The organism is Fontibacillus panacisegetis (assembly GCF_900102215.1).
Lineage (GTDB): Bacteria > Bacillota > Bacilli > Paenibacillales > Paenibacillaceae > Fontibacillus > Fontibacillus panacisegetis.
The window spans coordinates 23,148-39,224 of record NZ_FNBG01000030.1 but is presented as its reverse complement, the minus strand read 5'-3'; the positions used below and the strand labels follow the sequence as shown (position 1 = coordinate 39,224).

Genomic DNA, 16,077 nt, shown 5'->3' with positions numbered 1-16,077 from the left:
TGGTTTGTTCCGATAAGTATTGCCGTGACCATAATTTTCGCTATCATGACATTTGCGTTATCAGTAGTGACCTTAATCATTAGGGCTAAAGTGAACAAAAAATATGATCGGGGGAAGCTCAATGCTTGATATCCTGCTGATCATTTGTGTTATTAGTATTTGGATTGCATCAAGTGAAGCCGTGGTTATTATGATGGGAGCTATTCGTTTTATACATAGACAAAATAAACTACCTCTTGCCTTCCCCGATAATAATGAACAACTACCCACCGTAACAGTGATGGTTCCAGCACATAATGAAGAAGTCGTTATAGCAGCAACAGTAAAGCATATTTTGCATTTGAATTATCCGCCCGAAAAGGTGCAGGTCATTGTTATAGCAGATAATTGCTCCGATGATACAGCAGGAAGATTGAGAGAGCTTAAGGCTAATCCTCAATATGCTGAACGTGACTTTATGATTATGGAGCGAAAGGGCACAGGAGGAAAATCAGGGGCGCTTAATGATGCAATCGAGTTTGCCATAGGCGAATGGATTTGTATTTATGATGCCGATGCGGCTCCTGAGAAGAATGCACTGATGTTTCTGGCTCAAAAATCTCTGGAGAATCCTGAAAAATATGGAGCTGTATTTGGACGGAACAAGGCGCGAAATCGCAATCAGAACTTTTTATCTAAATGTATCAATCTGGAGCTGGTGACGAGCCAACGTATTTATCATACTGGATTGTGGGAACTCTTCAAGATTGGAACTATTCCGGGTACGAACTACATTATTAAAACTGAGCTTATAAAGGAGCTTGGCGGCTGGGACACTCAGGCGATTACTGAAGATACTGCTGTGTCGTTTGAAATTATGGCAAAGGGACAGTTGATTGCCCTAGCGCCACAGGCTGAAGCTTATCAGCAAGAGCCCGAAAATCTTACTGTCTATATGAAGCAACGGGAACGCTGGGGTAAAGGGAATTTACGAGTGGTTCTGGACAATTTTCATCATCTGTTTGACTCGTCCCACTGGCGAATCAAAGTGCTTGTAGCCTATTATGCGGCAAGTTATTTCTGGTTCTTGCTAGCCGTAATTATTTTGGACCTTGCTTTTGTTATTAACATCGGCTATTTCATAGTGCAGCTATTTGTCCCTGGAGTGATATCTCCCTTCCAGTTTGCTCCAGATGTGCTAGTGTATTTGCTTATTTCAGGCGGACTTATGTATTTCATTTATGTACTGCAGATTAATTTGGCATTAGCTTCGGATTTCGGGCAAAGTACAATTCGTAATTTTATTCTTTCATGCGTGTCGTTTTACACTTATGCTCAGCTATTCCTAGTGTTATCAATTAGAGCATTCTATAGTATGCTGGTGGACAAAATTACGGGAAGACAGAGCAAATGGTATAAAACACAACGGTTTGGTTAAAAAGGGATAGTATGTATCTCGTGGGGGCTGTCCCAAAAGTAGATTTATTGCCAAAACTTGAAATAGCGGTGCAAGGAAGACGATCCCTGCACCACTTGATCCCGCCGCATTCCATGACTGTATCTCATGTGTAATAGTGTCAAGATGCGGAATTCATGAAATTGCTGCAAATGTGCAGGCTTTGTTTATGTAAAGCCTCTAAATGCCCTAAATTGCTGCAAATGTGCAGGCTTTCACTAAGGATTCTCCTCAAACTAGTCTATTCTGAAACATATTCCTGCATTTTTGCAGGCTTTTGTTCATCCTCTCATGGCTACTTTTATAAAACTGCATTTTTACATGATTTTCCTGATATCTTGCTTTGCCACTGCTAAAAAAGAAGCGTCCCTCAAAGTTATCTAAGATAACTTTGAGGGACAGCCTCTTTTTTAGTTCTATTTCTGTGCGTAGCTTGATCAACATGTAAATGCTATAATATTGATCATATTAATCTATGGAATTGAATAGTGGGAGTGTTACGTTCATGGATGCAATGACAAAAATGTGGTTGTCCATAGCGGCAATTCTTGTAATGGGGTTGTCCGTATTTTTGATTACGTTTGCACGTACGAAAACTAAAGGATTCCTCAGAGGTATTTTGTCCTTGATTGCTTTTATAATTATGTTAGCAGGATTTTTGACCGGACTAGTGTCCATTACTTAAGAGAAGAGGAAATAACATGATAATTGGGGTCAATGGTCATGACGAAATATTTTCCAAGGTGATCCCCGCGCTAACAAAGCTTGCGTCTCAATGTAAGGATTCAGAAGGTACTTGGTTGCTTGGAGGGAGCTGCAGCTTATGGCTGCAGGATGTATCCATTACGGCAACACCTAACGATATTGATGTTTATGTTGATATGAAGGATGTAGAGGAAATCCATACGAAATTATCGGGATTTGCTTTGGATGAGCCGTATTTGGATGATACGGGGCTGTATCACTCTTGTCTCAGTCACTACAGTTTGGATGAGCTGCCGATGGAATTGGTTGGCGGTTTTGAAGTTAGAACAGAGGGAGCTTACTATCGGACAGAGGTTACAGATGTATTGTCTTCAGAGGCTCCTCAATGGAAATCAGGCAATATCGTGATTTCGTTGATGCCGTTGGCTCATGAGTTTGTTTTTAATATTTTGCGAAATCGTCCGGATCGATATTTGGCTATTGCCACAATTATTCGCAACCATCCTGCAAAACATCTGCCACTTTTGTCCAATCTGTTAGAGAGAAACGAATGGAATGCCCAGTACGTTAGCAGAATGGCTGAAATTTTGGATCAACCATTATTGTCAGGACAATGGAAGGAATGCCGGAATGGTCATAAATAAGGAGGTCATCGGCGGTGGATGTACAAATTCGATTTGAGCCGCTAGGTAAAATCGTCAAGGTTCGCCCGGGAACAAGTGTGTTGCGTGCTGCGCGTGAAGGCAGAGTGCTGATTAAGACGCGCTGCGGCGGAAATGCCGGCTGTCTGATGTGTAAGGTAGAAGTCGATCCCGAGTACACTTCAGCGCTTACGCCGCCAACTGATGCTGAGCACCGTAAGCTGGGACCTCTTTTGAAGGAGGGTGTTCGACTTGCTTGTCAGGCATCCATATGTGGACAGGCTGAAGTCAAATTGCCGGAGGACCCCTTAAAGGCTGCGATCCGTAAGCAGCTGGAGCAGAACAACAGCGATGATTTGTGGTAATAACACTAACATTGATAATGTAAATAAAGAGGAGAAGTGCTTTGAAATATCAATTACGTAAAAAACTGCGTACAAAATATAAAATTTCAACGGTTTCGCGAAGTTTTTTCACACTGCTACTATTGTCTATCGTAACCACTATGCTGTCAGGCTGTCTTTATTCAGGAGGAAAAAGTCAGGGGGAGCAAGTATCTTACCGTGAAAGTGTGGACAGGCTCCAGAGAGCTATCGATCAATTTCAAGCGGTTCAGGGGATTCTACCGATACATACTGCCGGAGAAGAGATACCACGTTATGAGAAATTTCGAATTGATCTCGATAAGCTTAAAAAAATGGGATACATCGACGAGATCCCGGCCACTGCTTTTGAGAATGGAGGCAGCGCCTACTTCCTTTTATTGAATGAAGAGGTGAAGCCGACTGTTAAAGTAATGGATTTGACTACTGTACAAAAAGTGAATGATGTTCAGCGTCAGGTCAGCAAATATCGAATTGCAAATGACAATAAGCTCCCTGTTCTGGATCAGGTTGAAGCATATCCCGGCCTGTATACAGTGGATTTGAAGCTCGCAAGCGCAGAGTCTTTTGCAGCAAAAAGTGTGTTTAGCGGACAGGAACTATCGTATTTAGTGGATAATGAAGGACAAGTATACATCGATTATGCTTATGATATTATGCAGGCTATCGATAAATTTGGAGCTGCTCCTGCTGAATACGAGGACTTGCGTATTTTGCTTACAGAGCAATCTTACTTTGTGCCCGTAAAATCGCTACCTTATCAGTGGGTGGATAAGGCTCCTGAACCGATGCTATGAACCTAGTCGTGCTCTTATTTGTGCAAAAACGGGTTCTAAGGTATTTGACTGTAGCCATTCCTCGTACATTGACTCAAATTGTGACATTGCACCCTACACCTTTCTCTGCCAAAATAAAACGCCGCATAAATACAGCCATCTCATCCAGAGCTTGGTTGCATTCATGCGGCGTGTTCTTTTCTGCCTATGGAGTCATTATATCTTTTCTTATAGTGGTCATCAATCACTCTATCTCAATATCAAATTTCCGGAATACATGAATCCGTAGGATCATAACTATTGTAATATGGCGGAAAAAAGCCCGCCTTGTTCGTGACGAAGCGTTTTTGAAAAAAAAGCAGGCTCGGACGGGTAATACCGTCATAATTCCGCATCTGGTACATATGATGTTACTAGTCCAAATGCATGTACGAGTTACGCCGCTTCGTTCAGGCACTCTCCACAGTGGTATGCGGCGGCGGACACGGGCGTTAGGGGAGCTGCCGCTCCTGCCGTAGCAATGATTTTGAAAATAATGTTGAATAACGAAGCGGATGCTCTCAAGGCATTTTTCCTTCGGTGAATTTTGAGGAGGGGATATCATTGGTATTGGAGAAGGTAGACATTTTTAAGGACATCGCCGAACGGACCGGTGGGGATATTTACTTGGGTGTTGTCGGAGCTGTTCGCACAGGGAAATCGACATTTATTAAAAGATTTATGGAGACCGTGGTATTGCCGAATATCGCCAGTGAGTCCGACCGAATTCGGGCAATAGACGAACTCCCGCAAAGTGCGGCTGGCAAGACGATTATGACGACAGAACCAAAATTTGTACCAAATAACGCGGTGCAGATCAAGGTGGCTGAAGGACTTGATGTTAATGTAAGACTCGTAGACTGTGTGGGCTATGCTGTGGAAGGTGCCAAGGGTTATGAGGATGAAAATGGCCCGCGTATGATCTCCACACCTTGGTTTGAAGAGCCAATTCCTTTTCAGGAGGCTGCGGAAATTGGAACACGTAAAGTTATCCAAGAGCACTCCACACTTGGTGTAGTAGTCACAACTGACGGTACGATTGCTGATATTCCGCGCTACTCCTATGTAGAATCGGAAGAACGTGTAGTAGCAGAATTAAAAGAAGTGGGTAAACCTTTTGTGCTAGTAATTAACTCTACGCGGCCAAACAGTGATGAAGCATTACAGCTGCGCGGTGAACTGGCTGCCAAGTATGATATTCCGGTCATCACTTTGAGTGCAGCTACTATGACTGAAGAGGATGTTACAGGTGTGCTCAGGGAAGTGCTTTATGAATTTCCGGTTCATGAGGTCAATGTCAATCTTCCTAGCTGGGTCATGGTGCTCAACGAGAACCACTGGCTCCGCAGCAATTATGAAAACTCTGTACGCGATACCGTAAAAGACATTAAACGTCTTCGTGATGTTGATAGAGTCGTCAGCAATTTCATGGAATACGACTTTATTGACAGGGCAGGTCTAAGCGGTCTGAATATGGGGCAAGGTGTAGCAGAGATTGATTTGTACGCACCGGATGAGCTCTATGACCAAATCCTCGTTGAAGTTGTCGGTGTAGAGATTCGTGGTAAGGATCATTTGCTGCAACTGATGCAGGAGTTCACTCACGCCAAGCGGGAGTACGATCGCTTTGCAGAAGCGCTGGAAATGGTCAAAACAACAGGATATGGAATCGCAGCTCCCTCACTTGCAGAAATGGCGTTGGATGAGCCCGAGCTTATTCGTCAAGGCTCAAGATTTGGCGTAAGATTAAAGGCTACGGCTCCATCGATTCATATGATCCGAGTAGATGTAGAGTCTGAATTTGCTCCAATCATCGGCACAGAGAAGCAGAGTGAAGAGTTGGTTCGTTACTTGATGCAGGACTTTGAGAATGACCCTATCAAAATTTGGGAGTCTGACATCTTTGGTCGCTCGCTTCATTCCATCGTTAGAGAAGGTATCCAGGGTAAAATAGCCATGATGCCGGATAATGCCCGCTATAAGCTGCAAGAAACACTGGGTAGAATTATTAATGAAGGCTCTGGCGGGTTGATCGCAATTATCCTATAATGCAGCCTGGAAGTCTGAATAGATGCAAATATAAGGGGCTGTCCCAAAAGTAGGGTTACTGTTAAAACTAGAAATAGCGGTGCAGGGAAGACGCTCCCTGCACCGCTTGATCCTGCCGCATTCTATGACCGTATCTCATGTGTAATAGTGTCATGATGCGGAATTCCTGAAATTGCTGCAAATGTGCAGGCTTTGATCATGTAAAGCCTCTAAATGCCCTAAATTGCTGCAAATGTGCAGGCTTTCTCTAAGGATTCTCTTCAAACTAGTCTATTCTGAACCTTATTCCTGCATTATTGCACGCTTTTGTTCATCCTTTCATGGCTATTTATATAAAACTGCATTTTTGCATTTTTGCAGCTTTTCCTGATATCTTGCCTTTCCACTGCAAAAAAAGAAGCGCCCCTCAAAGTTATCCTAGATAACTTTTGGGACGGCCTCTTTTTATTAATTTTATGATTTATTTAGTTTAAATCCTTATAAACGGTGCCTTTGAAATAAACTCTAAAGCCTTCATCTGGAAGTGCTACAGGCACAGGATTATTTGTTCTGTATAGAGTTCCGCTCCATTTGCCTAAAGATCCGCTGGCCTCTGAATAGTTAATTAATGCGTGAATATCCTCATTTGCAGCAAAGTCTCTTGAAACTGTAATATTTTTTTCCGAATTTGGAATCACTATGTTTTCAGAAGAAACAGTCAATTCATTAGGTAAGCTAACAGGCAGTTCGGAATTTTTTAAATCCTCAGAAATGCGAGCACTAGCACTTAAAGGTATTCCTTCACCATTGTTTGAAATTGCTGCATCTTCAGCAAAGGCGGAACCGGTAATTGCAAATAGCATAACAGGTAACAGAAGTGCTGCTTTAAAACGACGGTTCATAGATAATTCTCCTTGGAATAAATTATATTAAATATTAATTACAAATTATATTTCCAAATACAAAATAAGTAAAGTGAAAATAAGCACTATCTTGTACCCGATCGTGACAGGTGTGAAGATTATCAGGCATCAATCTGGTTCAAATGATAATTTTGGTGGAAGCGAGTAGTTGTACAAGAAATGGTCCCAAAGCATGTGAGATACGATACAGACGATTAGTCCAGTCATACCGAGTTGTGAATAGCTTCTGTCACCTGTACAACTCTAGTAAAATGTTTGACTTTGCCTGATCTCTCCCCCTATAATGAAAGAAGTGGATATTTGTGAAAATCCGTATATTAATGTATTTATATATATGTGCGGCTTAGTCCTGGGGGAGGGAGAACATGGAAACAAAAATCGAGAAAATCAAACAGCAGTTACAATCCCACGGTTACAAATTGACGCCCCAAAGGGAAGCTACGGTTCGCGTACTGCTCGAGAATGAAGACGATCATCTAAGTGCAGAAGATGTGTTCATGCTTGTTAAGGATAAAGCTCCGGAAATTGGTCTGGCGACCGTGTATCGGACTCTTGAGCTGCTTAGTGAGCTTCATGTTGTAGAGAAGATTAACTTTGGTGACGGAGTTGCCAGATATGACTTGCGAACAGATACAACCAAACATCATCATCATCATTTGATCTGTGTCCAATGCGGAGCGATGGATGAAATCCGTGAGGATTGGCTTGGCCCGCTTGAAGAACGTCTGGAGAAGGAGTTTCACTTTACAGTCCTTGACCACAGGTTAGATTTTCAAGGTATCTGTTACCGTTGTCGTGATAAGAAGGGCGATGCCTCCGGTAACGATGATAAGAAATCTTAAGTAGTAAAGCTCATCCAGCCAAGCGCTGTGAGGGGCTTTTTTGCGTTTTTGGCATCGATTGTTCACATACCATGATAGCATTACATAGTTTTCATATTCATCCTTGTTCATTTATATACTGATATAAACGAATTGCTGCATTTTCAATTCTATCTGTATATGAAATGAGGGGGAAGCATGGTAATATCGCTGAGAAAATGGTTAGGTTCAGCAATATATGCAATCATTTTTATCGTATTAGCTTATGTAATGTATCAGATGCTCGGTTTGTTGGATGAATATGTATTCACTTTGGACAAGTATCGGGTTCCTGAAGGCTCAGCGGTAAAAGCTTTCCAGACCGATAACGAGTTTGGCTCCAGACTCGAGGAAATGAGCGATCGCTTAAAGTTGTTCTTGTGGTACGGAGAGTAATTTTGAACATATGTATTTTAGGCAGGGAATAGGCACTAATGTGTAGAATAGTAAAATAAGTGAAAGGAGGCGCGGGAGATGGAGCAATATGCGTCCTCTTTTATTTCATATTTAGCCCGGCAGAGGGGGTTAAGCGAATCAACGCTTGAATCCTACAATCGTGATTTGAGGCAGTTTTTGAGTTACCTGCAGGATCGAAATACGACGGACATTCATGAGGTGACCCGTACAGGGATACTGCTATATTTCTCCACGCTCAAAAATTGTGGAAAAGCTCCTGCAACGATAACTCGTATATCCGTAACCTTACGGGCCTTTTTTCAATACCTGGTAAGGGAGCGAATTATCGAACACGATCCATTGGTTATGGTGGAATTACCGAAGGTAGATAAGAAGCTTCCTCGGACGTTATCTGTAGAAGAAACGGAGAAGCTACTGGATATGCCCGATCCCAGCACTCCGCTTGGACTTCGAGATAAGGCGATGCTTGAGCTTTTATATGCTACCGGAATAAGAGTAAGTGAATTGATTTCGCTGAACTTGGGGGATGTGGATAACGATTTGCGTTTTCTTCGCTGCTGCAGTGAGTCGGGGAAGGAAAGAATTATTCCTTTCGGTAATGTGACTGCTGAATGGGTAGAACGATACATTAATGAGAGTAGGCCGCATTTAATCTCTAAGGAACAGGATGCAGCACTGTTTCCCAACCGCCTTGGAGAGCGCATTAGCCGTCAGGGCTTCTGGAAAGTGCTCAAGAAATACGGAAAGGAAGCCGGAATAGAGCAGGACATTACTCCTCATACGCTCCGCCACTCGTTCGCCGTACATTTACTCGACAGAGGTGCTGATGTAAGGGCTGTACAGGAGATGCTCGGACATGCCGATGTGTCAACGATTCAGGTGTATCTGAATAAAACGAGACCTAATCTTAAGTCCGTATACGATGCATACCATCCCAGGGCAAGGGATAGGAGCAATAGTAAAGAATCCGAATGATATGACTTGTCACTGGGATAAAATAACAGCAAAGAATTAAGGAGTGATAGGAATGGGAGCAAGTCAACATTTTAATAAAATTACTGTGATTGTATTGGATAGTGTTGGGATCGGTGAATTGCCGGATGCTGTGAAATTTGGAGATAAAGGCTCGCATACACTAGGTCACATTTTGGAGACTGTACCTGGTACTAAGCTGCCTAATATGCAGAAGCTGGGACTTGGAAACATCGCTCCTTTACCGAATCTGGAGCCTGCTGAAGCTCCTGCTGGTTATTATGGGAAAATGGCAGAAATTTCATCTGGTAAAGATACGATGACGGGTCACTGGGAGCTGATGGGAATTAAGACCGAAACTCCTTTTCAGACTTATCCGAGCGGTTTTCCGCGTGATCTGATTTCACGCTTTGAGCATGAGACAGGACGCAAGGTGATCGGGAATAAAGTAGCTTCAGGTACAGAAATTCTCGTGGAGCTTGGTGAGGAGCATATGAAGACCGGGTCATGGATCGTCTATACTTCTGCTGATAGTGTATTTCAAATTGCGGCTCATGAGGATGTCGTTCCATTATCCGAATTGTATAAGGCTTGTGAAGTGGCGCGACGTCTTACACTAGAGCCGGAGCATTCGGTAGGTCGGGTGATTGCACGCCCATTCGTTGGACAGCCCGGAGAGTTTAAGCGCACTCCGAATCGTCATGATTATGCCGTTACTCCACCGGAACCAACGGTGCTTAATGCATTAAAAAATGCAGGCAAAGAGGTAGTTGCTGTGGGGAAGATCAACGATATTTTTTCAGGTGAAGGGGTTACGGCTTCTTATCCGACAAAAAGTAATGCACATGGCATTGAAGAGACGCTGCGTCTGATTCAGGAGCCTTTTACCGGAATGCTGTTTACGAATTTGGTCGATTTCGATTCCTTGTTTGGACATCGCCGTGATCCTGAGGGATACGCTGGTGCATTGGAGGAATTTGATGCTGCTCTGCCGGATCTAATGGACAATCTGGGTGAAAATGACCTTCTGGTCATCACGGCTGATCACGGTAACGATCCAACTCATGCGGGTACAGATCATACTCGGGAATATGTTCCAATTCTTGTGTATGGCAAAAATCTCAAAACTCCGGGAAACTTGGGGGTTAGAGGAACATACGCTGACTTGGCCTCTACGATAGCAGACAATTTTGGAGTGCACGGCAGTGATCATGGCAAGAGCTTTTTACGTGAACTGAAGTAATCGATATGAACGAATAACATTATGAGATGGGAGAGATTGCATTGTCTAATACGTTAACTAAAGCAATGATTCAGGAGGCGGCGGATTACATCCGTTCTCGCGGAGATGTAGCTCCTAAGGTTGGACTCATTCTTGGATCGGGTCTCGGCGTACTGGCTGACTATATTGAGGAAGCTATTGAGATTGACTATAAGGATATTCCGCATTTTCCAACATCCACAGTTGAAGGACATGCTGGTGAACTGCTGATCGGCACGGTGAAAGGAACTCCTGTAGTTCTCATGAAAGGCCGCTTCCATATGTATGAAGGCTATGACCCTGAGCTGACGGCATTTCCGGTAAGAGTAATGAAGGAGCTTGGTGTCACAACATTGCTCGTAACGAATGCGGCAGGCGGAGTTAATACCTCCTACAATCCTGGTGATCTGATGTTAATCTCCGACCATATCAATCTGACGGGTCGAAATCCGTTAATCGGTCATAATGATCCTGAGCTAGGCCCACGTTTTCCAGATATGTCCCAGCCATATAGCCGCTCACTTCGTGAGCTGGCAAAAGAAATTGGCGGCAAACATAATGTTCCTTTACAAGAAGGAGTATACGCAGGTCTATTAGGTCCTTCCTATGAGACTCCGGCTGAGATCAGAATGCTTCGTACGATTGGAGCAGATGCTGTCGGGATGTCCACCGTGTCAGAGGTTATCGTGGCGAGACATGCAGGGCTTGATGTACTCGGTATTTCATGCATTAGCAACATGGCGTCAGGTATCCTGGATCAACCGCTATCTCATGCGGAAGTGATGGAGACGACTGATCGTGTTCGTGAGAAGTTCCTTAATCTTGTGCTAGCTATTATTCCAGAATTGTAATCATAAGAGGTGAATACTGATGAGAGCTGTTGATCTAATCCGAAAAAAGAGGGACGGACTGGAATTGAGCGGTGAGGAGATCGCTTTTCTAATCCGTGGCTATAGTGAGGGAACGATACCGGATTATCAGATGGCCGCATGGGCGATGGCCGTATACTATCAAGGGATGAGTGCACGCGAAACGGCTGATCTTACGCTCAATATGGCCTCCTCCGGAGATACGATTGATTTGAGCTCGATTCATGGTGTAAAAGTCGACAAGCATTCTACTGGTGGAGTCGGCGATAAAACTACCATAGTAATCGGTCCTCTTGTAGCGGCTGCAGGTGTTCCCGTTGCGAAAATGTCAGGACGTGGACTTGGTCATACCGGTGGAACGATAGACAAGCTGGAGGCCATACAGGGCTTCAATGTGGAGCTGGAAAAGGAAGAGTTCTACAGTCAGGTGAATGAGATCGGCCTTGCTGTGGTTGGTCAGAGCGGGAATATGACACCAGCTGACAAAAAGTTGTATAGCTTGCGTGATGTGACGGCGACTGTGGATTCCATTCCACTCATTGCAAGTTCGGTCATGAGCAAGAAAATCGCCGCAGGTGCTGATGCGATTGTTCTTGACGTGAAGACTGGCAGCGGCGCTTTCATGAAAACACTGGATGATTCCATACGATTAGCTAAAGCGATGGTTGATATCGGAACTCAGGTAGGAAGAAATACAGTTGCGGTAATCAGCGATATGGATCAGCCTTTGGGTCATGCGATAGGAAATGCGATGGAGATTAAAGAAGCGGTCGCTACTTTGCAGGGTAAAGGACCTAATGATCTGCAAGAGGTATGTCTAATACTGGCATCACATATGCTGGTGCTTGGCGGCAAGGCTGCTTCTGAAGAAGAGGCCAGAGAAATGTTGCAGCAAAAGATCGATAGCGGCGAGGCTTTAGATAAGCTGAAAAAAATGGTTCTTGCACAAGGCGGCGATGTCACACAAATTGATGACACTTCACTTTTACCGGAGGCTGAGCTTAAGATTGAAGTGAAGTCGGATCGAGACGGATATATTGAATCGATTCAGGCCGAAGAAATCGGAATTGCTGCAATGCTGCTTGGCGCAGGTAGAGAGACGAAGGATTCTGTTATTGATCTTGCTGCGGGAGTAGATTTGCACAAAAAGATCGGTGATCCTGTGCGCGTTGGCGAGGTTTTGGCCGTCCTTCATCTGAATCGCCAGCATGAGAAAGGGCTTGAAGAGGCTAGATCCAAAGTATTAGGTGCTTACGGCTTCTCCAACGACAGGATTCCCAAAAGACCTCTAGTGTTCGCTCTAGTAACACCGGAAGGAATTAAGAGATTCTGATTCGTTGTAAATAGTAACTTATAGCAGAGCAGTAGCTTGAGAATTTCGTTTTGAATTCTCAGCTGCTGCTTTTTTGCTGCAAAAATACATTTTTTCTCGAACGACTGTCATGTTGAGGTGAAGTTCCTGCAAATGTGCATCTTTGTTAGCGGAAATTAGCTAAACTTTGAATAAAGGGGTAGATTTCCTGCAGATTTGCAGGCTTTTGCTCGAAGTTAGCAGTTTTGCTTGTAATAAACTGCAGATTTGCAGGCTTTTCGAGGTATCTAGTTTTTTTTGTCCATTACACTTCATAGTGGAATAATATGACATCATTTAGCCCATACTAGGTTACCAGAATCCAGAGTTTTGTCTAAAGGAGGACTAATCTTGAAGAAAGTGGTGCTTGGGCTGCTAGCTTTAGTGCTGGCAATGCCTTTATGGTCATCTGTGACCTATGCTGATCATGGAGGGCCGCATGATGCTGGGGCGGAGGTATCTAGTGATGAAGCAGTGCTCGCAGAGAATTCCAAATCTGCAATTCTGATCGATGCAGATACGGGAACAGTAATATTCGAGAAGAAGAGTCATGAGAAATTACCTCCGGCGAGCATTACGAAGATCATGACGATGCTGCTCACGATGGAAGCGATTGATAAAGGAAAGCTGAAGCTGACCGATAAAGTGACGGCGAGCGAATATGCTTCCTCTATGGGTGGATCGCAAATTTTTCTTGAACCTGGCGAACAGATGACGGTTGATGAGCTGCTCAAAGGTGTAGCTATGGCATCTGGCAATGACGCTTCTGTAGCACTGGCGGAGAAAATTGCAGGCACGGAAAAAAACTTTGTAAAAATGATGAATGATCGCGCCAGGCAGCTTGGGTTGAAGGACACTCATTTTGAGAATTGCAACGGCCTGCCTGTAGAGAATCATTACAGCTCGGCTCATGATATTGCGATGATTAGTCGTGAACTTCTCAAGTATGAAGGGATTACGAAGTACACTGGCTCCTATCAGGATTATTTGCGTAAAGAGACAGAAAAGCCCTTTTGGTTAGTAAACACCAATAAATTAGTTCGCTTCTATAGCGGAGCTGACGGACTTAAGACAGGGTATACTTCGGAAGCGAAGTTTTGTCTCGCAGCTACAGCGAAAAGAGATGGACTCAGACTGATCGCTGTTGTTCTCGGAGAACCGAATACGAAGACGCGTAACAGTGAAGTGTCGGCGATGTTTGACTATGCCTTTTCTCAATATTCAGTTCAGCCTATTTATAAAACAGGAGAAGTTATCGGTAAAGTGAAGATAAAGAAGGGAAAGACTTCCAATATTGAATTAGCCGCCTCTAAAACGATGAGTGTGTTAATCAAGAAGGGTTCTGAGCCTGGGAGCATTACTCAGAAGCTGGAATTGCCGGATAAGCTGGTGGCTCCAGTTAAAGAAGGACAAGTGATTGGCAAGCTTGTAGTATATCAGGACGGAAAACCGATCACGGAGTTCGAACTGAGAGCATCAACCACAATTGAAAAAGCTGGCTTCTGGACATTGTTTAAGCGGACGACATCACAATTGTTTTTTGTAGATTCTTAGGTTTTTTCTTCTAGTTTTGTCAACGAGCAGGATTAATTCTCATGGTTGTAGAAATGTTGTGTTCATGTCAGGGAGGAGAGTGAACAGAAGTGAATCTGCATTTAGAAATGACAAGACATCGTGATACGCTCATCGTTCGTTTGAATGGGGAATTGGATCATCATACGGCTGATGACGTACGACTGCGCATGGATGAAGAGATTGCTCGCGGCGATTGCCGCCATCTCATTCTGAGCCTGGAGTCTCTTCAATTTATGGATAGCTCAGGGCTTGGAGTAATACTCGGCAGATATAAGCTGATTAAGCAAAAGGGCGGCAAGACCGTTGTATGTGGAATGAATCCTTCAGTGTATCGACTATTCGAAATGTCGGGCTTGTTCAAAATTATGTCCACATACGAAAATGAGAGCAGCGCGCTTTCTGAATTGGAGGTTGCTCAATGAACCAAATGGACAGCAATTTTATGTCACTGCAGTTTGCCGCTAAATCGGAGAATGAATCTTTTGCAAGGGTAACAGTCGCTGCTTTTGTATCACAGCTCGATCCTACCATGGATGAAATTACTGATTTGAAGACAGTTGTGTCGGAGGCAGTAACGAACTCCATTATTCATGGTTATGATAGTAATCCTGCGGGGATTGTAACTATTTCCGCATCAATCGAAGGTGATACCGTAACTTTGGTCATTGAAGACAAGGGTTATGGAATTGAAGATGTTGAATTGGCTAAGCAGCCTTTGTATACATCCAAGCCGGAGCTGGAACGCTCTGGGATGGGTTTTACGATTATGGAGAATTTTATGGATGAGTTCGAGGTCGCCAGTGAAATTGGCGGCGGAACCTCCATTCGAATGAAGAAGAGGATTGTATCTAAGAAAGCTTTATATAATTAGGGGTTGGATCTATGGATGCCGAAGTGAAGCAAACCTCGAGAGAGTATTTGGATGACGGTGAAGTAAAACGGTTGATTGCGCTAAGTCAAAACGGGGATTCCGCAGCACGGGATCGCCTCGTAAGTTGTAATATCCGGCTTGTCTGGTCTGTCGTTCAACGGTTTATGAACCGGGGATACGAGCCGGAGGATTTGTTTCAAATCGGCTGTATCGGTCTTCTCAAATCGGTCGACAAGTTTGATCTCAGCTATGATGTGAAGTTCTCAACGTATGCTGTACCGATGATCATCGGAGAAATCCAGCGTTTCCTGCGTGATGACGGAACGCTTAAGGTCAGTCGTTCGCTGAAGGAGATGGCGAATAAAGTACGCAAGAAGAAGGATGAGCTGTCCAAAATTTTGAACAGACTTCCAACCGTGAAGGAAGTGGCTGAGGAACTGGGCGTAACCCCTGAGGACGTCGTTTTCGCTCAAGAGGCGAATAAACCGCCAGCTTCTATTCATGAGACGGTATTCGAAAATGATGGTGATCCGATTACCCTGATGGATCAGATTGCCGATGAATCCCAGGACCGCTGGTTTGATAAGCTCGCGCTTCATGATGCGATTCATGGTTTGAACGAGCGGGAACGATTGATCGTGTATCTGCGATATTATCGTGATCAGACTCAGTCTGAAGTGGCTGCAAGGCTCGGAATATCCCAGGTGCAGGTATCACGTCTTGAGAAAAAAATATTGCGAAGCATTCGTGATCAAATAGCACAATAAGCGGCGCGGTAGGGAATCGACACCATAGAGCCAATCACTACAAAGGGACGGAGCAGATCTTGATCTGCTTCGTCCTTTTTGTGTACTAGTTTTAGTGCGAGTTCAAAAAGTCAGGTTCTCAGGACCGAGAAGGTTGGATGAAGCTAGGGCATGAGGAGCGGAGCGTACATTTGGGTACGTGAGCACCGGAAGGCCCGGCTGAAT

18 protein-coding genes are annotated in these 16,077 nt (G+C 44.0%); 17 read left to right on the top strand and 1 reads right to left on the bottom strand.

Translation table 11 applies throughout. From position 1 onward, the window contains the following. Positions 1–121 precede the first annotated feature (121 nt). The 7 genes from BLS49_RS20000 to spoIVA all read left to right on the top strand — a co-directional run bounded on the left by BLS49_RS20000 (position 122) and on the right by spoIVA (position 6,028). On the top strand, positions 122–1,417 hold the full coding sequence (locus tag BLS49_RS20000; protein ID WP_091235027.1) for a glycosyltransferase family 2 protein: 1,296 nt from the start codon (positions 122–124) through the stop codon (positions 1,415–1,417). A gap of 523 nt (positions 1,418–1,940) precedes the next feature. After that, the gene (locus tag BLS49_RS19995; RefSeq protein WP_091235025.1) at positions 1,941–2,120 is read left to right on the top strand and encodes a DUF2768 family protein; all 180 of its coding nucleotides are present in this window, start codon (positions 1,941–1,943) and stop codon (positions 2,118–2,120) included. Positions 2,121–2,136: 16 nt separating this feature from the next. Then, positions 2,137–2,784: a nucleotidyltransferase family protein gene (locus tag BLS49_RS19990; RefSeq protein ID WP_091235023.1), complete on the top strand. Its 648-nt coding sequence runs from the start codon at positions 2,137–2,139 to the stop codon at positions 2,782–2,784. 14 nt (positions 2,785–2,798) lie between these two features. Next, positions 2,799–3,146 carry a 2Fe-2S iron-sulfur cluster-binding protein gene (locus tag BLS49_RS19985; RefSeq protein WP_091235021.1) on the top strand — a complete coding sequence of 116 codons (348 nt, stop codon included), beginning with the start codon at positions 2,799–2,801 and terminating at the stop codon, positions 3,144–3,146. Positions 3,147–3,187: 41 nt separating this feature from the next. After that, positions 3,188–3,961 carry a hypothetical protein gene (locus BLS49_RS19980; protein ID WP_245742592.1) on the top strand — a complete coding sequence of 258 codons (774 nt, stop codon included), beginning with the start codon at positions 3,188–3,190 and terminating at the stop codon, positions 3,959–3,961. A 326-nt stretch (positions 3,962–4,287) separates the two neighbouring features. Next, positions 4,288–4,458: a hypothetical protein gene (locus BLS49_RS24895; protein WP_175471481.1), complete on the top strand. Its 171-nt coding sequence runs from the start codon at positions 4,288–4,290 to the stop codon at positions 4,456–4,458. Between the two features lie 91 nt (positions 4,459–4,549). Further along, positions 4,550–6,028 (top strand): stage IV sporulation protein A, encoded by a 1,479-nt coding sequence (gene spoIVA, locus BLS49_RS19975; protein WP_091235079.1) that lies wholly within the window; start codon positions 4,550–4,552, stop codon positions 6,026–6,028. A gap of 464 nt (positions 6,029–6,492) precedes the next feature. Here spoIVA and BLS49_RS19970 read toward each other — a convergent pair whose 3' ends face one another. After that, positions 6,493–6,909, bottom strand: coding sequence for a hypothetical protein (locus tag BLS49_RS19970; protein ID WP_091235019.1), 417 nt, complete (start codon positions 6,907–6,909; stop codon positions 6,493–6,495). Positions 6,910–7,295: 386 nt separating this feature from the next. Here BLS49_RS19970 and fur point away from each other — a divergent pair, with 386 nt between their 5' ends. From fur to sigF, 10 genes are all read left to right on the top strand, one after another. Beyond that, a complete protein-coding gene (gene fur, locus BLS49_RS19965; RefSeq protein WP_091235017.1) occupies positions 7,296–7,772 on the top strand; it encodes a ferric iron uptake transcriptional regulator in 477 nt (158 codons plus the stop codon). A gap of 177 nt (positions 7,773–7,949) precedes the next feature. Beyond that, a complete protein-coding gene (locus BLS49_RS19960; protein ID WP_091235016.1) occupies positions 7,950–8,186 on the top strand; it encodes a DUF4227 family protein in 237 nt (78 codons plus the stop codon). A 78-nt stretch (positions 8,187–8,264) separates the two neighbouring features. Beyond that, a complete protein-coding gene (gene xerD / locus BLS49_RS19955) occupies positions 8,265–9,182 on the top strand; it encodes a site-specific tyrosine recombinase XerD (RefSeq protein ID WP_091235013.1) in 918 nt (305 codons plus the stop codon). Between the two features lie 52 nt (positions 9,183–9,234). After that, positions 9,235–10,422 (top strand): phosphopentomutase, encoded by a 1,188-nt coding sequence (locus BLS49_RS19950; protein ID WP_091235011.1) that lies wholly within the window; start codon positions 9,235–9,237, stop codon positions 10,420–10,422. A gap of 65 nt (positions 10,423–10,487) precedes the next feature. Beyond that, positions 10,488–11,291, top strand: coding sequence for a purine-nucleoside phosphorylase (locus tag BLS49_RS19945; RefSeq protein WP_182535293.1), 804 nt, complete (start codon positions 10,488–10,490; stop codon positions 11,289–11,291). A gap of 19 nt (positions 11,292–11,310) precedes the next feature. Further along, positions 11,311–12,642 (top strand): pyrimidine-nucleoside phosphorylase, encoded by a 1,332-nt coding sequence (locus tag BLS49_RS19940; protein ID WP_091235007.1) that lies wholly within the window; start codon positions 11,311–11,313, stop codon positions 12,640–12,642. A gap of 366 nt (positions 12,643–13,008) precedes the next feature. Then, on the top strand, positions 13,009–14,214 hold the full coding sequence (locus BLS49_RS19935) for a D-alanyl-D-alanine carboxypeptidase family protein (protein ID WP_245742594.1): 1,206 nt from the start codon (positions 13,009–13,011) through the stop codon (positions 14,212–14,214). Positions 14,215–14,303: 89 nt separating this feature from the next. Next, entirely contained in the window at positions 14,304–14,657 is a 354-nt protein-coding gene (gene spoIIAA / locus BLS49_RS19930; RefSeq protein ID WP_091235005.1) for an anti-sigma F factor antagonist, read from the top strand. Next, on the top strand, positions 14,654–15,106 hold the full coding sequence (spoIIAB, locus tag BLS49_RS19925) for an anti-sigma F factor (RefSeq protein ID WP_091235003.1): 453 nt from the start codon (positions 14,654–14,656) through the stop codon (positions 15,104–15,106). The genes spoIIAA and spoIIAB overlap by 4 nt, the downstream gene beginning before the upstream one ends. Positions 15,107–15,117: 11 nt before the next feature. Next, complete coding sequence (sigF, locus tag BLS49_RS19920) at positions 15,118–15,873, top strand: RNA polymerase sporulation sigma factor SigF (RefSeq protein ID WP_091235001.1); 756 nt, start codon at positions 15,118–15,120, stop codon at positions 15,871–15,873. Positions 15,874–16,077 lie beyond the last annotated feature (204 nt).